The following is a 15,474-nucleotide window of genomic DNA, read 5'->3' as shown; positions in this document are numbered from 1 at the left end:
GCTTTTGAGTGCGACTGTGGCCGTAGCGTTTACATTAAAACGGATTGCCCCAGACTTTGAACATCGCTCTGAAACTCAACGCCAAGCACAGTTTAGTTCATGATCATTAACCGCACCGACGCTTTGCATAAAGGCATAGGCGGCCACCGGCCCAATAAATTTGAAACCGCGTTGCTTCAAATCCTTGGCTAAGCGCGCTGACAATGGCGTCTGCGTAGGCACTGTTTGGCCGTCATGTTGTTGTGGCACCCCAATAAACGCCCAAAAATAGTGGGCAAAGCTGCCTTCAGCAGCGGCGACTTTCAACCACGCCTGCGCATTCGTCACGGTGGCCGCCAACTTACGGCGGTTGCGAATAATGGCCGGATCATCCATGGCCGCAGCAATTTCCGCCGGTGTCATCGCCGCCACCGCCTGAATTTGATAATCATGAAAATCACGGTGAAATGCCGCCCGTTTATTTAATACCGTGGACCAACTTAAACCGGCTTGGTAAGTTTCCATGCATAAACGTTCAAATAATTCCTGATCATCCTGGGTGGGCCGCCCCCACTCCTGATCATGGTAAGCCTGCATGGCCGGGCTGGAATTCGCCCAACTACAGCGTTGTTGCTCTGTCATCTTTTAAAACCCCTCTAAATTCAAAACAAGTCGATCTGTTGTGGTGCTAGACCGGTAAATTCAAGTCCTAATAACTTTTGTAAAGCCAACGCATTATCCGCTGCGTCACCACCAGAATTGTTATTGAAGATCACACAAACTTCTTGCGTTTCCCGCGTCAGGCGCTGAATGTCCGGCACAAAACTGCGCAACTCACTTTGACTGTAACGCCACAAGGTTCGTTGACTACGCCAATCCTTGCCTTGATTGGCCCAGCCAGCAAAATTACGGCCGTGTAGACGTAAAATTGCGAGCTGATTGGTGGCCACCGGAAAATACGGCGCACTGCCAGTCGGGGTTTGCGGTTCATCAACGATCACGTGGCTAAAATTCAACCGCCGCAGCAAACCGAGCATTTGTTGGCGAAATTCTTCTTGGTACCAAACTTGATTGCGAAACTCAACCGCCGCAGGTAACGTGCCTAAATAAGTGCGGACTTTTTGCAGGTAATTAACGTTTTCTGTGGTGACGCCAAAAAAAGGCGGAAACTGTAGCAGAATCGTCTTGAGCTTACCTGCCGCCACTAATGGTGCACTATTTTGTTTGAAGTGGGCAAAAACTTCTTCTTCGCTTAAGGCACCAGCAGTCTCCGGGCCGCGATGACGGGTCATGATCTGATTCGCTTTAACAATGAATTGGAAGTTAGCCGGTGTTGCCGCAGCCCATTTTTCAAAAGAGCTTAGCCGCGGGATCCCATAAAATGGCGTATCCAACTCGACACAAGGTAGAAACTGACTGTATTCAGACAAGGTTAATTTGCGCTCACGGCCTTCATGTAACAAACTGCCGTGTTCGCTCCAAGTCGTCAAACCAAGTGTGATCATTTTCTTCCCCCGTTTCTAAGACTAATAGCGTTTAAACTGGCGATAGAGCTGTACTTCTTGTGGGTCACGCGCTTCGCCGAGGAGCACAATAACTTCCTGACCATTCCGGCGGTAACCTTGCCGGATACGGTGTAACCATAACCCGACCAGCGCCAGCAAAAAAGCCACGGCCAAGGCGTGCCCGCGTGTGAAGCCTAAGCTTAAAATAGTTAGCTGCTGCCCGCTGGCGAGCACCCGCAATAAAATATACGCAAACAGAAAATCAAGCGTAAATTGTAAACGGCGCACGTTGCGCAGACGCTGGGTGATCAATTGTAATACCAGGATCAGATCCTCACGGGCCATTGTTTCCTCCTTAATGTACCTAATAGGCGTTGGCAGCAGCGCTTTAGCGGGCCACACGATTTTAAAGTCAGTTCAAAGCACCTATTGCCATCAGGTTCTGACCCAAATGTAGCGGCCGTGTGCGCCTCCTAATGCGGCTTAGCACTCAACGACTTAAAGTAGCCATGTTGGCGCATGTCCTGCTTCAAATCAGCAATGGTAAATTGATGGTAGAACGCACGGTATTCCTGATCGGCTAAGGTAAAAAGATCGGTCAGCGTTTCGGCAATGTTGCGGCTGATCTCACTACCATCCCCCACCGCGGCGGTATTACCGGTTGTAAAGCGGGCATAACTGATCGTCGGCGGGATCGTTAAATCGTAAAGCGCACCCACGTTGATCTGATCAAGTTGCTGATCAAGTTGGTAGCCGCCATTTTTGCCGACCACACCGTGAATAAAATGCTGTTTATGCAGCACCGATAAAATATTGCGGATCATCACTGGATTGGTCGCCATCGAAACCGCCAGCTCACGGCTAGAAACTAACCGTGGTTGCTTCTGTTCTAAATAGAGCAGGCTATGGACTGCTACTGAAAAATCGAGACGCATGGCGACACTTCCTTTCTGTTATTAAAGCTTAAAATTATTGGCATTCAAGGCTGATCCAAGGGCTTGACCCAAAAATCAACTAATTGTTCAGCCACAAAATTAGTGATATACCGCTGCTGCTTGCCGGCTAAAGCAGGAGTGATCAGGCGCTTAAAATCAGGAACGACCCCTAAGTTATCCGGCCGCGTCAGCCATGTGACTGGCCAAAAATTTAATAAGCCTTCCCGCATTAACTGCGGATAGGCCGTCACCGCGACCTGCTGTAATTCGGCAACGTATAAATAAATGCTATCTTGATAAGCGCCAGCAATAAACCAATCGATCACGCCGGCAGCGTTTAGCTTGTAGGCAGTGGCACTAAGGCCAGTTTCCTCAAAGATCTCGCGCTTAGCGGCTGCACTAGGTGCCTCACCCGGTTCCAATTTACCGCCAACGCCGTTCCATTGGCCGGGATAAGGTGGTTTTCGCCGATTAAGCACTAGCAATTGTCCCTGGTAGTGAAGTAACGCTAAAGTGTATTTATAAGCCATTTGATCAGCGCTTCCTTTAATTAAATTTTAGCATACCTAAGCTTGGGTGTCGTTTTGCAGCCCTTTGATAACGTGTGCTTGGTACTGTTTCGCGATCAGCATGGTCGTGCGGTACCAATCAGTGAGGTACGGTGCTAATTGCGGATCGGCTAAGGCCGCCGTTTGTTGCTTGATCACTTCCTGCTCGCGTAAAACATTGGTCAACGGTAATTGATTCTGGTACTTGACCGTGGCAATTTTATGGGCCACAGCCAAACGTTTTTCAAATAAGGCCGTTAATTGGGCATCAATCGCATTGATCTCTTGACGTTCAGCTTCTAACATGTTAATTTCACCATCCAAATTTAAGTTAGTTTTAATTCTAAGCAAATTAGCGGCGCAAAACAAGTTAGACCTGGTGGGTAAACGCGCTTTTAATTAGTTTTTAGCGCTCATTGACACCAAAATTAGCGCCGATGGACTGCCAAAAAACTGCTGATCTCGGCCATGTTGCTATTTAAACGAAGCGCTAGTTAGGTTCCATTCCGGCGCTGACGTATGGAACGCGTGCGACTTGGACTTGCCGGTTTTTGGCTTAGTCCAATCGACAACGGGAAGCACGTTCTGTTTAGCGAACACGTTCAAACAACAAATGTTTGCTAAATTTAGTTTCTAAAAACGGGCGATAGTGGCGCGTTGACAAGCTAATTTTCTTTCCGATTAAAAATCAGTCGGAAAAGAAAATGGATCTTGTCAAGCGCGCAAAGTGCTAAATGACCACAATTCGGTCATCAAGCACCTTCGACACAGCTGATACGCCAGCGCCTCCATTCCACCTTGGCAGTGGTTGAACATTAACTGTTGATCAATTTAATCGTTTGATTAGTCAATCAGGTGTGGCTTAACGGCCCTAATAGTTCGCAATTTTCAAGTTGAGTAGCAGCATTAACTATAAGCAACACTGGAAATAAACTTTCTCTACTACGCTTGATGGTATAACTGTTTTTACTATGGCCGCCGCTTACACAAACAACATTTTAATGTTCGGTTGCAGCCAGATGGAATGGAGGGACGCGAGGATCAGCTGTGTCGATAGTTCTTAATGGTGGGCTTTACCATTTAGAACCATGCGGTATTGGCGAGATCCACTTTTCCACCCGCTTTTGTTTTAAACTGGAAAAGTTAGCTCGCCAAACCGCCACGCGTTCCGTCCTCGCGTCCCGGAATGGAATCTAACTAGCGCTGCTTCGTTCCAACCAAGCTTCAAAAACTTCAAAATTCTAAAAATTAGTTAAAGCCTTTAATTGTGATAGTTACACTGCGTCAGCCTATGCTGAAAACTCATAGCACACAGCCTGCAATCAAATCCACGAACTTAAAGTTGCGCAAAAATGGCTTGGGCATCCGCCTGGATCATCTCAAATTTAAACGGCAGCATCAGTTTTTGTTCATTAACGGCGATCACGCGGGTCCCTGGCTGGGCATAATTAACCAGCAGCGAAAACGGCGCGACCTGAAATGACGTCCCGCAGATCACGATCAAATCGGCTTGGCCCACCGCTGTGATCGCCTGACTGATCGCCTGCTGGGACAAAGCTTCGCCGTATAAAACGATGTCCGGCCGCAAAATACCACCGTCGGCAGCGTGCCGATCACTTTTTAGATATTGTTGATAGTCAAAGCTTTGGTGGCAGTGCTGACAATAAATACGGTATAGATTGCCGTGGAACTCCACCACATTTTTAGCGCCGGCGGCAGTATGCAAGCCGTCCACATTTTGCGTCACGATGGCACCCTTTTGATTACTGATCGCCGCCATTTTTTCGTGGATCACATTCGGCTTAGCCTGGGGATAATACATACTCGACTTCACAAATTGATAGAAATCCGCCGGGTGCGCCTGCAAATTGTCCGTACTCAGTAAGTATTCTGGATTTTGTTGATGGGCGTAAAGGCCATTTTTCGAACGATAATCCGGGATTCCGGAAGGTACGGAAACGCCAGCACCAGTTAAAAACGTGACAAATTTTGCCGTCTGAATGGCCGCTTTTAAATCAACCATCTACTCATTTCCTTTCTATGAACGTGATGTGCTGTTCCTGCATGAAGGTCTGCACGGATTGATCATAGATCTTTTTGAAATACGCCGCACTTTCAGTTTCACCTGCCGGCGCAGCGATCACAAATGTATTTTGCTGATCATTTTTGCCTAAGCCAATATAGGCTGACTGCCCGTTGGCCCGAATATTTAATTCTGAATGCAAAATTTCAAATACCTGGCGCATTTCCAAACGTTCTTGGCGCTTGGAAAAAACGCCGTCCAGTGTGATCAACTGATTATGATTGGTCGGTTGCAAGCCGACACTAGCCAACCATGGATCGAAGGCCGCGAATAAATTGACCACCGCCCGGCGAAATGTAAAGGGCGAATCAATCGGTTTGGCCGCGATCACCGCGTATAATTCGCGGGCACCGGCAAAGGCCTGCGGGTACTGACGCTCAAACTGTTGTTCAAAACGCGCCGATTCCCCTTCAAAAAAGACGAGTGTATCCAGCAACGCCAGTACACGGAAAACGATCATATGATCATCCTTTTCTTCCGCCGGAATTTCCGCTAAAATACCCTCTAAATATTGTTCCCGGACTTGCTCGTCCACCAAACCAAGATCACGTTGCTGCGCGCCAATGATCACGTGGGTCACCACATTGTATAGTTCAATGGCGGTCGCCCATAATTGTCGATCCATCATGTCCTTACCTGTCGTCAGGTCAAACCGAATCTGCGGATAATCGTGATGCGCTAATAATAAATGCAATAATTCATGGCTCAAGGTATAGTCAACGTTGGTGGTGTCGGTCACATTGATCGTAATATCACCATCGGGATGTTCGACTTGCCGTGATTGACCGTGGCGAATATAGCCGACCGCCTTGGTGCCCAGCTGCACCATGACCTTACGTTTAAGCACATGGCGTGCCTCATCAATTAATTTATTTACTGCTGGTGCATATTCTTCTGTCATCGCTGCGCTTCCTTCCACTTTTTACCTGTCATGTTCCATTCTAGCAAAGCGCGGTCCGCTTGTGAACCAAGCTATGCATATTAATCAAAGCGCTTTCGTGATATAATTAACTTAAGGTAGCCTGGGAAATAATTTCAATGATTACCTAACTGTAGCTTTAGTGTCCGCAGGTCGGCAAAGATAGCCTTTGCGATCTGTATTGCGTTTAAAAGAAAAATTAACGGGGTGAAATTTATGGCAGAAACACGCAACGTTCTTTTATATCTGATTCAAAGTCTTGACGGCTATATTGCCGAAAGCGATGGCACCATGACTTGGTTACAACAGCTCAACACAACAGAAGCAGACAGCGCCTTTCAAAATTTCTACAGCCGTGTCGAGACCGTTATTATGGGCCGCAAAACGTATACCCGGGCCACAAAACGGGCTGGTAGCTACCCATACAGCGACAAACAAAGTTTTGTTTTCACAACGACCATGCATGATACTGAAGACCGCGCAACCGTTGTCGCCGGTGATGTGGTTGAATTCGTTCGCCAATTGAAACAAGAAAAAGGCGGCGATATTTGGCTAGTCGGCGGTCCCGATCTATTTGCCAAGTTACTTAAAGCTAACGAAATTGATAAATTGATCATCTCGATCGCGCCTGTCTTACTAGGCACCGGCACCCCGTTACTGAATACCAATTTAAAGGACGTCCCATTAAATCTGATCGCGACTAAAAAGATCGGCCGCTTAGTGGAATTAACTTACGCCGTCGATCACCAATAAATCATATTCAAAACAGTAAAAAACGATAAAACAACAGCCCCCTTTCAAGATCAATTTGAAGGTGGCTGTTGTTTTATTACCTTATGGTTTGCGTGTATTTAGTGCACATGATCAGCACATTAAAGCAGGTAGTTGATTTTCAAAGCGCTAAAGTTTAGTTAGAACAAAGCGGAACTGGTTAGATTCCATTCCGGGACGCGAGGACGGACTAGCTAATAGCGGTAGACTTTGTTCCAAAGTCTTGATTAACGCGTCGTTGTCCATTCTTGTGGCCAAAACCGGGCCGCAAGAAACATGGCAACGCGTGGCGGTTTGGCGAGCTAGCTTTTCCAGTTTAAAACAAAAGCGGGTGGAAAAGTGGATCTCGCCAATACCGCATAGTTCTAAATGGTAAGGACCACCATTAAGAACTATCGACACAGCTGATCCTCGCGTCCCTCCATTCCATCTGGCCGCAGCCGAGCATTGAAATGTTGTTTGTGTAGGCGGCAGCTATAGTGAAAGTACACCGTCGAGTGTAGTAGAAAAATTTGTTTCCAGGGTTACTTATAGTTAATAGTGCTGCTCAACTTGAGAATTGCGAACTACTAAAACTGTTAGTCACACCTGATTGACTAACCAAACGATTAAATTGATCGACAGTTGATGTTCAACCACTGCCAAGGTGGAATGGAGGCGCTGGCATATCACTGTCGCTCGTTCTTAATAACTAATTTTAGCAAGCATCAATTGTTTGAACGTATTCGCTAAACAGATCATGCTTCCCGTTGTCGATTGAACTAAGGCAAAGACCGCCAAGTTCAAGTCGCAGCTGTGTCGAAGGTGCTTGATGACCGAATTGTGGTCATTTAGCACCTTGCGCGTTTGACAAGATCCATTTTCTTTTCCGACTGGTTTTTAATCGGAAAGAAAATTAGCTTGTCAATGCGCCACTATCGCCCGTTTTTAGAAACTAAATTTAGCAAACATTTGTTGTTTGAACGTGTTCGCTAAACAGAACGTGCTTCCCGTTGTCGATTGGACTAAGCCAAAAACCGGCAAGTCCAAGTCGCACGCGTTCCATACGCCAGCGCCGGAATGGAACCTGACCAAACTCTCTGCTTACCTGTAAGCCAGAGATCGAATTCGCTAGTTTTGCAATTTAGCGCTCCGTTTCCCCAGTGTTGATCACTGGCTGGGTGCCCCGATCGGTGATGATCGACACCAATAAATTATTGACGATCCGCATTTTGCGCTCGTCATCAAAATTCAATTTATCGTTGGCTTCTAGCTGTGTCAGCGCATCCTCCGTCATGGCTACCGCACCTTCCACAATAATCTTACGGGCAGCTAAAATGGCTGAAGCTTGCTGTCGCTGTAACATCGCACTGGCGATCTCCGTCGCGTAAGCTAAATGTGTCAACCGCGTTTCGATGATCTCGACACCGGCCACCTGCAGCCGGGCTTCCAACTCTGCCGATAATTTTTGTGAAACTTCGGCGGTATTGCCGCGTAACGTGATCGCATCCGCGTCCGCAAAGGTATCATACGCGTACTGACTAGCTACGTGGCGCACCGCCGCTTCACTTTGAATTTGCACGAATTCTTCGTAATGATCCACGTTGAATAAAGCCTTAGCCGTGTCCGTCACGCGAAATACGATCACCGCCGCAATTTCCACTGGATTCCCCTGTTCATCGTTGACCTTCAAAATATCGCTATTAAAATTCCGCACCCGCAACGAGATCGGCCGTTTATTTGTCAGCGGCACCGTAATGAAAAGACCGCTGGCTTTGATCGACCCAATGTATTGGCCAAAAAAGGTCAACGCCTGAGCCTCATTAGGCGCAATGATCGTCAAAGCACTGAAGAAAAATGCGGCGACAACTAAAATAAGGATCCCTACGACCAAGCTGAACCAAAGCTGTTGTAAAGCCCCAATGGCAGTCAAACCAATACCTAACAACGTCAATACCAACAAAATAATAATGCCAACATACCCATTAATATACCACGCCTTTTTTTCAGTCATGCTTATGCCTCCCAAACATATTGTGCCCGTGCACCACCGATCAATTTTGGCCGGCTCCGTAAATAAGTTGTGTGCGCACTGCCGACGGTTTGGATACTAGTCCGAACGGGAATTTGAACAAATTTAACGTGCATACCAATGGCCGTATCGCCAATATCCATGCCTGCTTGCGCCGTGATGTGTTCGATTTCGACAGGATCAGCAAAGCTCTCAAAAGCCGCCATTTGCGTGGCGCCACCAGCATGCAAAGCCGGAACCACACTCACGATTTCCCAATTGTGGGCAGCAGCTACTGCCCGTTCAACGGTTAAGGCGCGGTTGATATGCTCACAGCCTTGCACCGCTAACTGGATCTGCTGCGGCACCAAAAGTTCCCGCAAAGCCTTGACCACAGTCCGCCCCACTTCGCGACTGGAATCCTGGCCAATGTGCTCACCCTGAATTTCACTGGTACTGCAGCCGAGCACAAACACATCACCAGCCGCAAGCTTGGCCTGCGCCAGCAACTCATTGGCGCCTTGTTTGACCTGCGTGGCGATCGTTGTTAAATCGATCAATTAAATCACCTTCCATAATTGTTTAGTTGTTCACATTATGCGCGGCACCCTTCCGCCGGTCAAGTTATTATGGACAAGCAGCGGATCTGCGTTATAATGGTAACCACTAATTCAACCAGTAAGGACTAATTTTGAACAGAGGTGAGTGCAATGAAGTACACCAAACGCCCGCGCAATCCTAATAGCAGCCAGCGTGAACAGACTTGGGAAAAATTCAAAAAGCAGGCCAATCAACTGAGTGCTCACAAACGTGGCACCCGGCGCACCGGCCATTAAAAAGAGTCAAGAACAAGCCAACCTTGTTCCTGACTCTTTTCGTTTAGGCCAATAAAGTTTCTAACGTCGCCAAAACACCGCCATGTTCCGCGTCTAATTCGGTAACCTGCTGGGCCGCCGTTTTAACAAAAGCAGCCGCGTTTTTCATGGCGTAGCTCTGCCCGGCTGCTTGTAACATGGCCATGTCGTTGGCTCCGTCACCAAAAGCAACCGTCTCGGCAGCGGTGATCTGCCAGTGCTGCTGCAAAAAAGTAACGGCGGCAGCTTTGCCAACATCCCCCCGCACAAGATCAATGACGCCATAGCCGCTGTCATGCGCCACTAAACGCCCAGCAAAATACTGATTCAACGCGGCCACATGGTCCGCTGCGTGGCCGCCCCGGTAGGCTAAGCTAATTTTCTTGATCGAATCGGTGACCTGCTTCAAATCGGTGGCCTGCAAATTAGCGTAAAACTTGCTGGCCTGCTCAAGTAACGTCGGCGCTACCCCTTGACTTGTGTATGAGCGTTCGTTGCCCGTTAAAATAACGTAAGCGTGTTGCAATGCCGACACCTGAGCCTGATAAGCCGTTAGAAATGCGGCCAGCTGCTGGGCGGGCAAAGCCCCGTCGAATAATTGCTGCGCGTGCCAATAAATTGAAGCGCCGTTTTCCGCAACGTACACCAAGTTAGTGGCGTTAAGCGGTGCTAACACTTCGCGTAAATGACGATATTGATTACCGCTACAAACAACAAAATAAGCATGTTGCTGCGCCAAACGCTGCAGCAAATGGGCTAAACGGGCATGATCGACCTGTTGGGCGGCGTTAAGCAAAGTTCCATTCATGTCGGTAACCACTAATTTTATCATTTTGCCACTTCCTTACATTAAGTACTTCTAGTTTAACGCATCCACCCCGGAAAAAACTAGTCAGTGTTGCAAAAGAGCTTGCTGGCAAACCTGCCCATAACCGGGCCACCGTACTATTTTTTTGCAGCTAACAAGTTATGCCCCTTTTGTCTGATTAAATCAGGTATACTTAGCGTATGGTTACGGGCCAGAAGTGGTTAAAGTTTTGGCTTTCACCTGCACGACTGCGTTAAATAAGTGATCAAGTAACCCTAAGCTGATTTTTTAGACTGGCTTAGGGAACAAATTAATTGGAGGAATTTAAAATGGGCACATGGATCGTGAGCGGCATCATCATTATTCTCGTTATTATCCTGTTGTTATTAACAGTCAAGATCGTCAATCAACCTAACAAAGGGGTGGTCGTCACCTTAGGTCGTTTCGATGGTATTTTGGAACCTGGGATCCACATTATCAAACCGTTTATTTCCCATATTATTACCGTCGGCACCGCGCAAACACCTGTGGATCTGAACCAACAAGTGGTGATCACTAAAGATAACGCCGAAATTTCGGTGAAGATCTCTTTGAAGTACCACGTAACCGACATCGAAGATTTCACTTTTAAAAATGAAGACTCCGTCCGTTCCATGATCCAAGATACCCGTGCGGCGTTACGGGGAATCATCGGTAACAAAGAATTAAATGAAGTTTTAAACGGTACGCAAGAAATCAACAAAGAATTGTTCAAAGAAATCTCTTCGGTTACTGCCGGCTATGGGCTGAACGTTGACCGGATCAACATTGATTCCGTCAACCCTTCTGCTGATATCCAGGCTTCCATGAATAAGTTGTTACAAGCTACCCGTGAACGGGATGCAGCGATCGCCAGCGCTGAAGGTAAAGCTCGTTCGATCACCCTAGAAAACCAAGCTAACAATCAGGCCCTACTGGAAACCAACGAAGCTAACAACCAAGTTTTAGTCAATACCGCAACGGCTAAGGCAACCGCCTTGCGGACAACAACCGATGCCCAAGTTTATCAAACCCAGCAGTTAAACACCGCCTTAGCGGATGCCGGACAGAATTACTTCGTTCAACAAAACATTGATGCTTTCCGTGATCTAGCTAAAAGCTCAGCTAACACGGTGGTCTTGCCGAATGCAACGGCGGACAGCATGGGGCAGTTACCTGTGATCGGTAATCTGTTGACCATTGATAAAGCCAAAAACAAAACTGTCGTTAGTAACGACTAAATCAACCCACTTATCTAGGAGTTGTGACATAAGTCATTTATGCCCAACTCCTTCTTTGTACTTCCGAACAATATAGCCAAAACGTGTGACATAAGGCAACTTTTTCCGCTTAGCTACGATCGTCAAATAATCCACTGCGTGAATTATTCGCCGCTCTAGGCTAATGCTCAAAAGCTGGGCGCCTTATGGCACACTCTTTTTTTATTACTTGACAGATAATCCGCCAGCCGCTATGATATTTATGAATCAATACTATACGTCATATAATATAGTAAGGAGCATAACTATGAAGATTCCCGTGAGTTCAGAACTGCTGGACGGCTGCGTTTTAGCGTTGCTGGCCGCTAAGGATTATTACGGCTACACGATCACCCAGCAGATCCAGCAGACCATCACCATTTCAGAATCAACGCTGTACCCGGTTTTACGCCGCTTGAAAAAAGACGGCGCGTTGGAAACTTATGACGAGGCTTTTAAGGGCCGCAACCGGCGCTACTACCGTATTACGCCGGCCGGTACCAAGCGGCTCGGTGAAATTCGGCATGATTGGGAGGACTACAAACACAATATTGACTGGTTACTTAAAAAGGAGGGCGAAATTTGATGCGCACCGGGGATTATTTACACGAATTTGAACACTTATTGACGGGACTAAATACCGCTGAAACCAGCGACGTGTTGGAATATTATCAAGAATATATTTTAGACGCTGATCTGGCTGACTATACGGCAGCTATGACTAAATTAGGCACCCCGCAACAGTTAGCGCGCAAAACGCTGGCCGATTATTCACTGCGGCAAACTACGCCGACAATGGCCACACCGCGGCATAACGCCCGGCTGATTTGGATCATCGTTTTAGCCTTATTTGCTTCACCGCTCGCCATTCCGTTGGCGCTCGCCGTGATCGCGCTTTTATTAGCCGGTATTTTAGTGGTCGGTGCGATCATCTTAGCGGCTGTAGTGGTGGTCGCCGGTTTAATGCTGGCCGGTGGTTTTGCTTTGATCGGCGGCTTGGCACTTTTACTAAAATCCTTCGCAACCGGTATTTTCTACATTGGGGCTGGCGTAGCAACACTGGGGGCCGGCGTTTTAGCCTTACTGATCGGTTATTTGGTCGTCAAAGTCCTCCTCCAAATGGGCGTCGTGATCATTAAATTTATTTATCACAAATTACAAACTCGTCATCAGAAAGGGGCGCGTAACGCATGAGAAAAACAGCTAAATGGGCAACGATCGTTTTACTGATCGGCTTCCTCTTTGCCGCGATCGGTGCGCTACTCGGCGGCGTCAACAGCATCACTTATGATCATGGTTTCCGGATCGTCCACGATGGCACGACAACGCGCAAATTAGGCCGGATTCGCCAAGTCAATCTAAAGGTTGACGGTGCAACCGTCGAATTAGTGGCCGGCCAACAAGCCCGCGTCACCATTTCCGGTCCTGAAGTCAAAGCGACTAAAGTCAACGTCAGTAACGGTAACTTAACGGTCAGTCGGGCCGCGGAAATTCCGGGCTTTGGCTTTAATTTTATTGCCGATCAGCAACCGCGGATCAAAATTACGTTGCCGCAGAAAACCTTGACCCAACTTAACCTTAAACTTAATAGTGGCGATCTGACCATTCGGCAGCTCACCACAAATACGGCGACGATCACCCTCGGCTCTGGTCAGTTAACGGCCAAACAATTCAGCGTTAACCAGCGCGGCCGCATCAAAAACAATAGTGGCGATATTGCGTTTGCCCACACCACCTTGAATCAGGTGACCAGCCAGTTAAACTCAGGTGACTTAGCGATCACTGCCAGCCATTTGAAAGGCTTCACCGCGATCAACAATAGTGGTGATACCGCTATCGAACACAGTCAACTTAGCGGCGTGACCAGCGTGACCAACAGTAGCGGTGACGTTGAACTCAACAACAGTGCCACCACCGGTTACTGTTTAAAAACCGACTCTGGCGAAATCAATGTTCACGACAAACAACACGCGTCACCCTATAATCATGACCCCAATGCCGCCGATCGTCTAGAGATCATCAATCACAGTGGCGATATTGATATTGAATAAATTGGCTTATTTGCAAAAACGATTATTTTAGATGAAAACAAGGTCTGATTAAGTATTTTAACTCCGAATGGCGTATAATAATCAACTAGAATAGTCACGCGGAACAGGAAGAAGGCTGAAATATGTTTAGTAATCAACATAGTCGTTTTGCATCTTACGGAGTCGTTGCCAGCATCCCCGGAGAAATGATCGATCAAATCTGGTCGATCATTGATAACAACCTTCAAGGTGTCTTCCCATTGGCAACGACATTAGTCTTTGAAATCAGTAACAATAAAGGTCAAGTCACCTATGACTACGTGCAGGATCACGAAGTCGTTGCGAGCTTTGATACACCTTATTCATACACCAGCGATTACCCAGCAACGGTTCTCGCCTATGATGATGGCTCCCGGCAAACGATTCTGTTGCCTAGCGAAACTAACTAAGGCGCGTTACCTTTGGCCAAGTTACCGGCCAACTCAGGGATATGCGCTTCACCCAGTCCAGCCAAAAAAACAGGTAGTGCGGCAATAAAGCCGCGCTACCTGTTTTTATAATGCTCAACTGAAAAAATTATTTTTCTAATTCAGCTAAACCATTTTGAGTTGTTTGCTTCAAAGTCGCTGCCGATTGCTGCATGGCTTTGGCCTCACCGTTAGTTAACGGTACTTCGAAGACACGTTCAACCCCTTTGTTACCGATCACTGCTGGTGTACCAATGAAGATGTCTTTCAAGCCATATTCACCATCTAAGTAAGCCGCAATTGGCAAAACACTCTTTTCATTACGTAAAATAGCCTTGGAAAGCCGCATTAGGCAAGTCCCGATCCCGTAGAAAGTTGCCCCTTTACGGTTGATGATTTCGTAAGCTTTGTTACGTACATCATCTTCCAATTTAGCTAGATCTTCGTCCGTAACACCCTTTTCCTTAGTCAAAGTCTTCAAAGGAACGCCACCAATTGTGGTTTCATCAAAGGCCGCAAATTCGGAATCGCCGTGTTCGCCTAAAATATAGCCGTTGACACTGCGTGGGTCGATCCCTAAAAGTTTGCCTAAAGCAACCATGTAACGGGAAGTATCCAGTGAAGTACCGGTCCCAATCACGCGTTCGCTTGGGAAGCCAGAGAATTTCCAAACTGCATAAGTCAAAATATCAACTGGGTTTGAAGCAATTAAGAAAATGCCATCGAAACCTGCAGCGACGATCTCACTAATAATACCCTTGAAGATCCGCAAGTTTTTGTTGACTAATTCTAACCGTGTTTCACCAGGTTTTTGCCGTGCGCCGGCAGTGATGACGACTAAATCGGCATCTTTCGTGTCAGCATAAGTCCCGGCATGGAAAAACTTCGGTGTTGTGTATGCTTGGGCGTCCTCCAAATCCAATGCATCACCCACGATGTGATCCTCCAAAATATCGACGATCACAAATTCCTCAGCAATTCCTTGATGAGCCATAGCAAAAGCGTAACTTGAACCAACTGAACCATCACCAACTAAAACAACTTTTTGATGATTGCCTAAATTTGACATTACATTACCCACTTTCTAAATAGCTGATATTCTATTAGTAAACGCTTACATTTTATCGAATAATATATTTTTTGTCAACAACGTTTTAATTTTTGTTACTATAGAGTGCACAAAAAAGGGACTGTGAACTGAACCCCATAAATTGGAGTAAATTTTAAGCAACTAACTGGTCGGAAAGATTTCGGTATTGAACCGGAGTTTTTCCGGCCAGTTTTGTTCTAATTCTTTTATTATTATAG

The 15,474-nt window shown here is 46.9% G+C and carries 21 protein-coding genes; 7 read left to right on the top strand and 14 right to left on the bottom strand.

Translation table 11 applies throughout. The features are described 5' to 3' along the window. Positions 1 to 75: 75 nt before the first annotated feature. The 8 genes from FFM78_RS06580 to FFM78_RS06545 form a co-directional block, all read right to left on the bottom strand. On the bottom strand, positions 76 to 621 hold the full coding sequence (locus FFM78_RS06580) for a DNA-3-methyladenine glycosylase I (protein WP_137637654.1): 546 nt from the start codon (positions 619 to 621) through the stop codon (positions 76 to 78). Positions 622 to 641: 20 nt separating this feature from the next. After that, on the bottom strand, positions 642 to 1,484 hold the full coding sequence (locus FFM78_RS06575; protein WP_137637653.1) for a DUF72 domain-containing protein: 843 nt from the start codon (positions 1,482 to 1,484) through the stop codon (positions 642 to 644). Positions 1,485 to 1,505: 21 nt separating this feature from the next. Then, positions 1,506 to 1,829 carry a hypothetical protein gene (locus FFM78_RS06570; protein WP_137637652.1) on the bottom strand — a complete coding sequence of 108 codons (324 nt, stop codon included), beginning with the start codon at positions 1,827 to 1,829 and terminating at the stop codon, positions 1,506 to 1,508. A 128-nt stretch (positions 1,830 to 1,957) separates the two neighbouring features. Continuing rightward, complete coding sequence (locus FFM78_RS06565; protein ID WP_137637651.1) at positions 1,958 to 2,419, bottom strand: RrF2 family transcriptional regulator; 462 nt, start codon at positions 2,417 to 2,419, stop codon at positions 1,958 to 1,960. A 44-nt stretch (positions 2,420 to 2,463) separates the two neighbouring features. Next, entirely contained in the window at positions 2,464 to 2,949 is a 486-nt protein-coding gene (locus tag FFM78_RS06560; protein WP_137637650.1) for an NUDIX hydrolase, read from the bottom strand. Between the two features lie 36 nt (positions 2,950 to 2,985). After that, positions 2,986 to 3,273 carry a chorismate mutase gene (locus FFM78_RS06555; RefSeq protein WP_137637649.1) on the bottom strand — a complete coding sequence of 96 codons (288 nt, stop codon included), beginning with the start codon at positions 3,271 to 3,273 and terminating at the stop codon, positions 2,986 to 2,988. A 1,030-nt stretch (positions 3,274 to 4,303) separates the two neighbouring features. Beyond that, positions 4,304 to 4,990, bottom strand: coding sequence for an NAD-dependent protein deacylase (locus tag FFM78_RS06550; protein WP_137637648.1), 687 nt, complete (start codon positions 4,988 to 4,990; stop codon positions 4,304 to 4,306). Positions 4,991 to 4,994: 4 nt separating this feature from the next. Then, complete coding sequence (locus FFM78_RS06545) at positions 4,995 to 5,951, bottom strand: hypothetical protein (protein WP_137637647.1); 957 nt, start codon at positions 5,949 to 5,951, stop codon at positions 4,995 to 4,997. 234 nt (positions 5,952 to 6,185) lie between these two features. Here FFM78_RS06545 and FFM78_RS06540 point away from each other — a divergent pair, with 234 nt between their 5' ends. Then, a complete protein-coding gene (locus tag FFM78_RS06540) occupies positions 6,186 to 6,722 on the top strand; it encodes a dihydrofolate reductase family protein (RefSeq protein WP_137637646.1) in 537 nt (178 codons plus the stop codon). Between the two features lie 1,141 nt (positions 6,723 to 7,863). Here the strand turns inward: FFM78_RS06540 and FFM78_RS06535 are convergent. Both FFM78_RS06535 and FFM78_RS06530 read right to left on the bottom strand, forming a co-directional pair. After that, positions 7,864 to 8,733 carry an SPFH domain-containing protein gene (locus FFM78_RS06535; protein ID WP_137637645.1) on the bottom strand — a complete coding sequence of 290 codons (870 nt, stop codon included), beginning with the start codon at positions 8,731 to 8,733 and terminating at the stop codon, positions 7,864 to 7,866. A 2-nt stretch (positions 8,734 to 8,735) separates the two neighbouring features. Beyond that, positions 8,736 to 9,290, bottom strand: coding sequence for a TIGR01440 family protein (locus FFM78_RS06530; protein ID WP_137637644.1), 555 nt, complete (start codon positions 9,288 to 9,290; stop codon positions 8,736 to 8,738). A gap of 150 nt (positions 9,291 to 9,440) precedes the next feature. Between FFM78_RS06530 and FFM78_RS14085 the strand changes: the two genes are divergently transcribed. Continuing rightward, positions 9,441 to 9,566 carry a hypothetical protein gene (locus FFM78_RS14085; RefSeq protein ID WP_263390746.1) on the top strand — a complete coding sequence of 42 codons (126 nt, stop codon included), beginning with the start codon at positions 9,441 to 9,443 and terminating at the stop codon, positions 9,564 to 9,566. Between the two features lie 43 nt (positions 9,567 to 9,609). Here the strand turns inward: FFM78_RS14085 and FFM78_RS06525 are convergent, their stop codons facing one another. Then, on the bottom strand, positions 9,610 to 10,416 hold the full coding sequence (locus FFM78_RS06525) for a Cof-type HAD-IIB family hydrolase (protein WP_137637643.1): 807 nt from the start codon (positions 10,414 to 10,416) through the stop codon (positions 9,610 to 9,612). A 305-nt stretch (positions 10,417 to 10,721) separates the two neighbouring features. Here FFM78_RS06525 and FFM78_RS06520 point away from each other — a divergent pair, with 305 nt between their 5' ends. After that, positions 10,722 to 11,651: an SPFH domain-containing protein gene (locus tag FFM78_RS06520; protein ID WP_137637642.1), complete on the top strand. Its 930-nt coding sequence runs from the start codon at positions 10,722 to 10,724 to the stop codon at positions 11,649 to 11,651. Between the two features lie 33 nt (positions 11,652 to 11,684). On the opposite strand, the gene FFM78_RS13850 is transcribed toward FFM78_RS06520, so the two are convergent. Continuing rightward, positions 11,685 to 11,822, bottom strand: coding sequence for a hypothetical protein (locus tag FFM78_RS13850; RefSeq protein WP_171001855.1), 138 nt, complete (start codon positions 11,820 to 11,822; stop codon positions 11,685 to 11,687). A 115-nt stretch (positions 11,823 to 11,937) separates the two neighbouring features. Between FFM78_RS13850 and FFM78_RS06515 the strand changes: the two genes are divergently transcribed. The 4 genes from FFM78_RS06515 to FFM78_RS06500 all read left to right on the top strand — a co-directional run bounded on the left by FFM78_RS06515 (position 11,938) and on the right by FFM78_RS06500 (position 14,148). Then, on the top strand, positions 11,938 to 12,255 hold the full coding sequence (locus FFM78_RS06515; protein ID WP_137637641.1) for a PadR family transcriptional regulator: 318 nt from the start codon (positions 11,938 to 11,940) through the stop codon (positions 12,253 to 12,255). Then, a complete protein-coding gene (locus tag FFM78_RS06510; protein WP_137637713.1) occupies positions 12,255 to 12,863 on the top strand; it encodes a DUF1700 domain-containing protein in 609 nt (202 codons plus the stop codon). The genes FFM78_RS06515 and FFM78_RS06510 overlap by 1 nt, the downstream gene beginning before the upstream one ends. Then, entirely contained in the window at positions 12,860 to 13,720 is an 861-nt protein-coding gene (locus tag FFM78_RS06505) for a DUF4097 family beta strand repeat-containing protein (RefSeq protein WP_137637640.1), read from the top strand. Before FFM78_RS06510 ends, FFM78_RS06505 begins: the two co-directional genes overlap by 4 nt. 122 nt (positions 13,721 to 13,842) lie before the next feature. Next, entirely contained in the window at positions 13,843 to 14,148 is a 306-nt protein-coding gene (locus FFM78_RS06500) for a DUF960 domain-containing protein (RefSeq protein WP_137637639.1), read from the top strand. A 127-nt stretch (positions 14,149 to 14,275) separates the two neighbouring features. Here the strand turns inward: FFM78_RS06500 and FFM78_RS06495 are convergent, their stop codons facing one another. Both FFM78_RS06495 and FFM78_RS14170 read right to left on the bottom strand, forming a co-directional pair. Continuing rightward, entirely contained in the window at positions 14,276 to 15,235 is a 960-nt protein-coding gene (locus tag FFM78_RS06495; RefSeq protein ID WP_137637638.1) for an L-lactate dehydrogenase, read from the bottom strand. Positions 15,236 to 15,389: 154 nt separating this feature from the next. Beyond that, a partial coding sequence (locus FFM78_RS14170; RefSeq protein ID WP_137637389.1) for an IS3 family transposase occupies positions 15,390 to 15,474 on the bottom strand: 85 nt, incomplete at its 5' end.

It is taken from the genome of Loigolactobacillus binensis (genome assembly GCF_005405165.1).
Classification (GTDB): domain Bacteria; phylum Bacillota; class Bacilli; order Lactobacillales; family Lactobacillaceae; genus Loigolactobacillus; species Loigolactobacillus binensis.
This window is presented reverse-complemented; position numbering and strand designations above follow the sequence as displayed.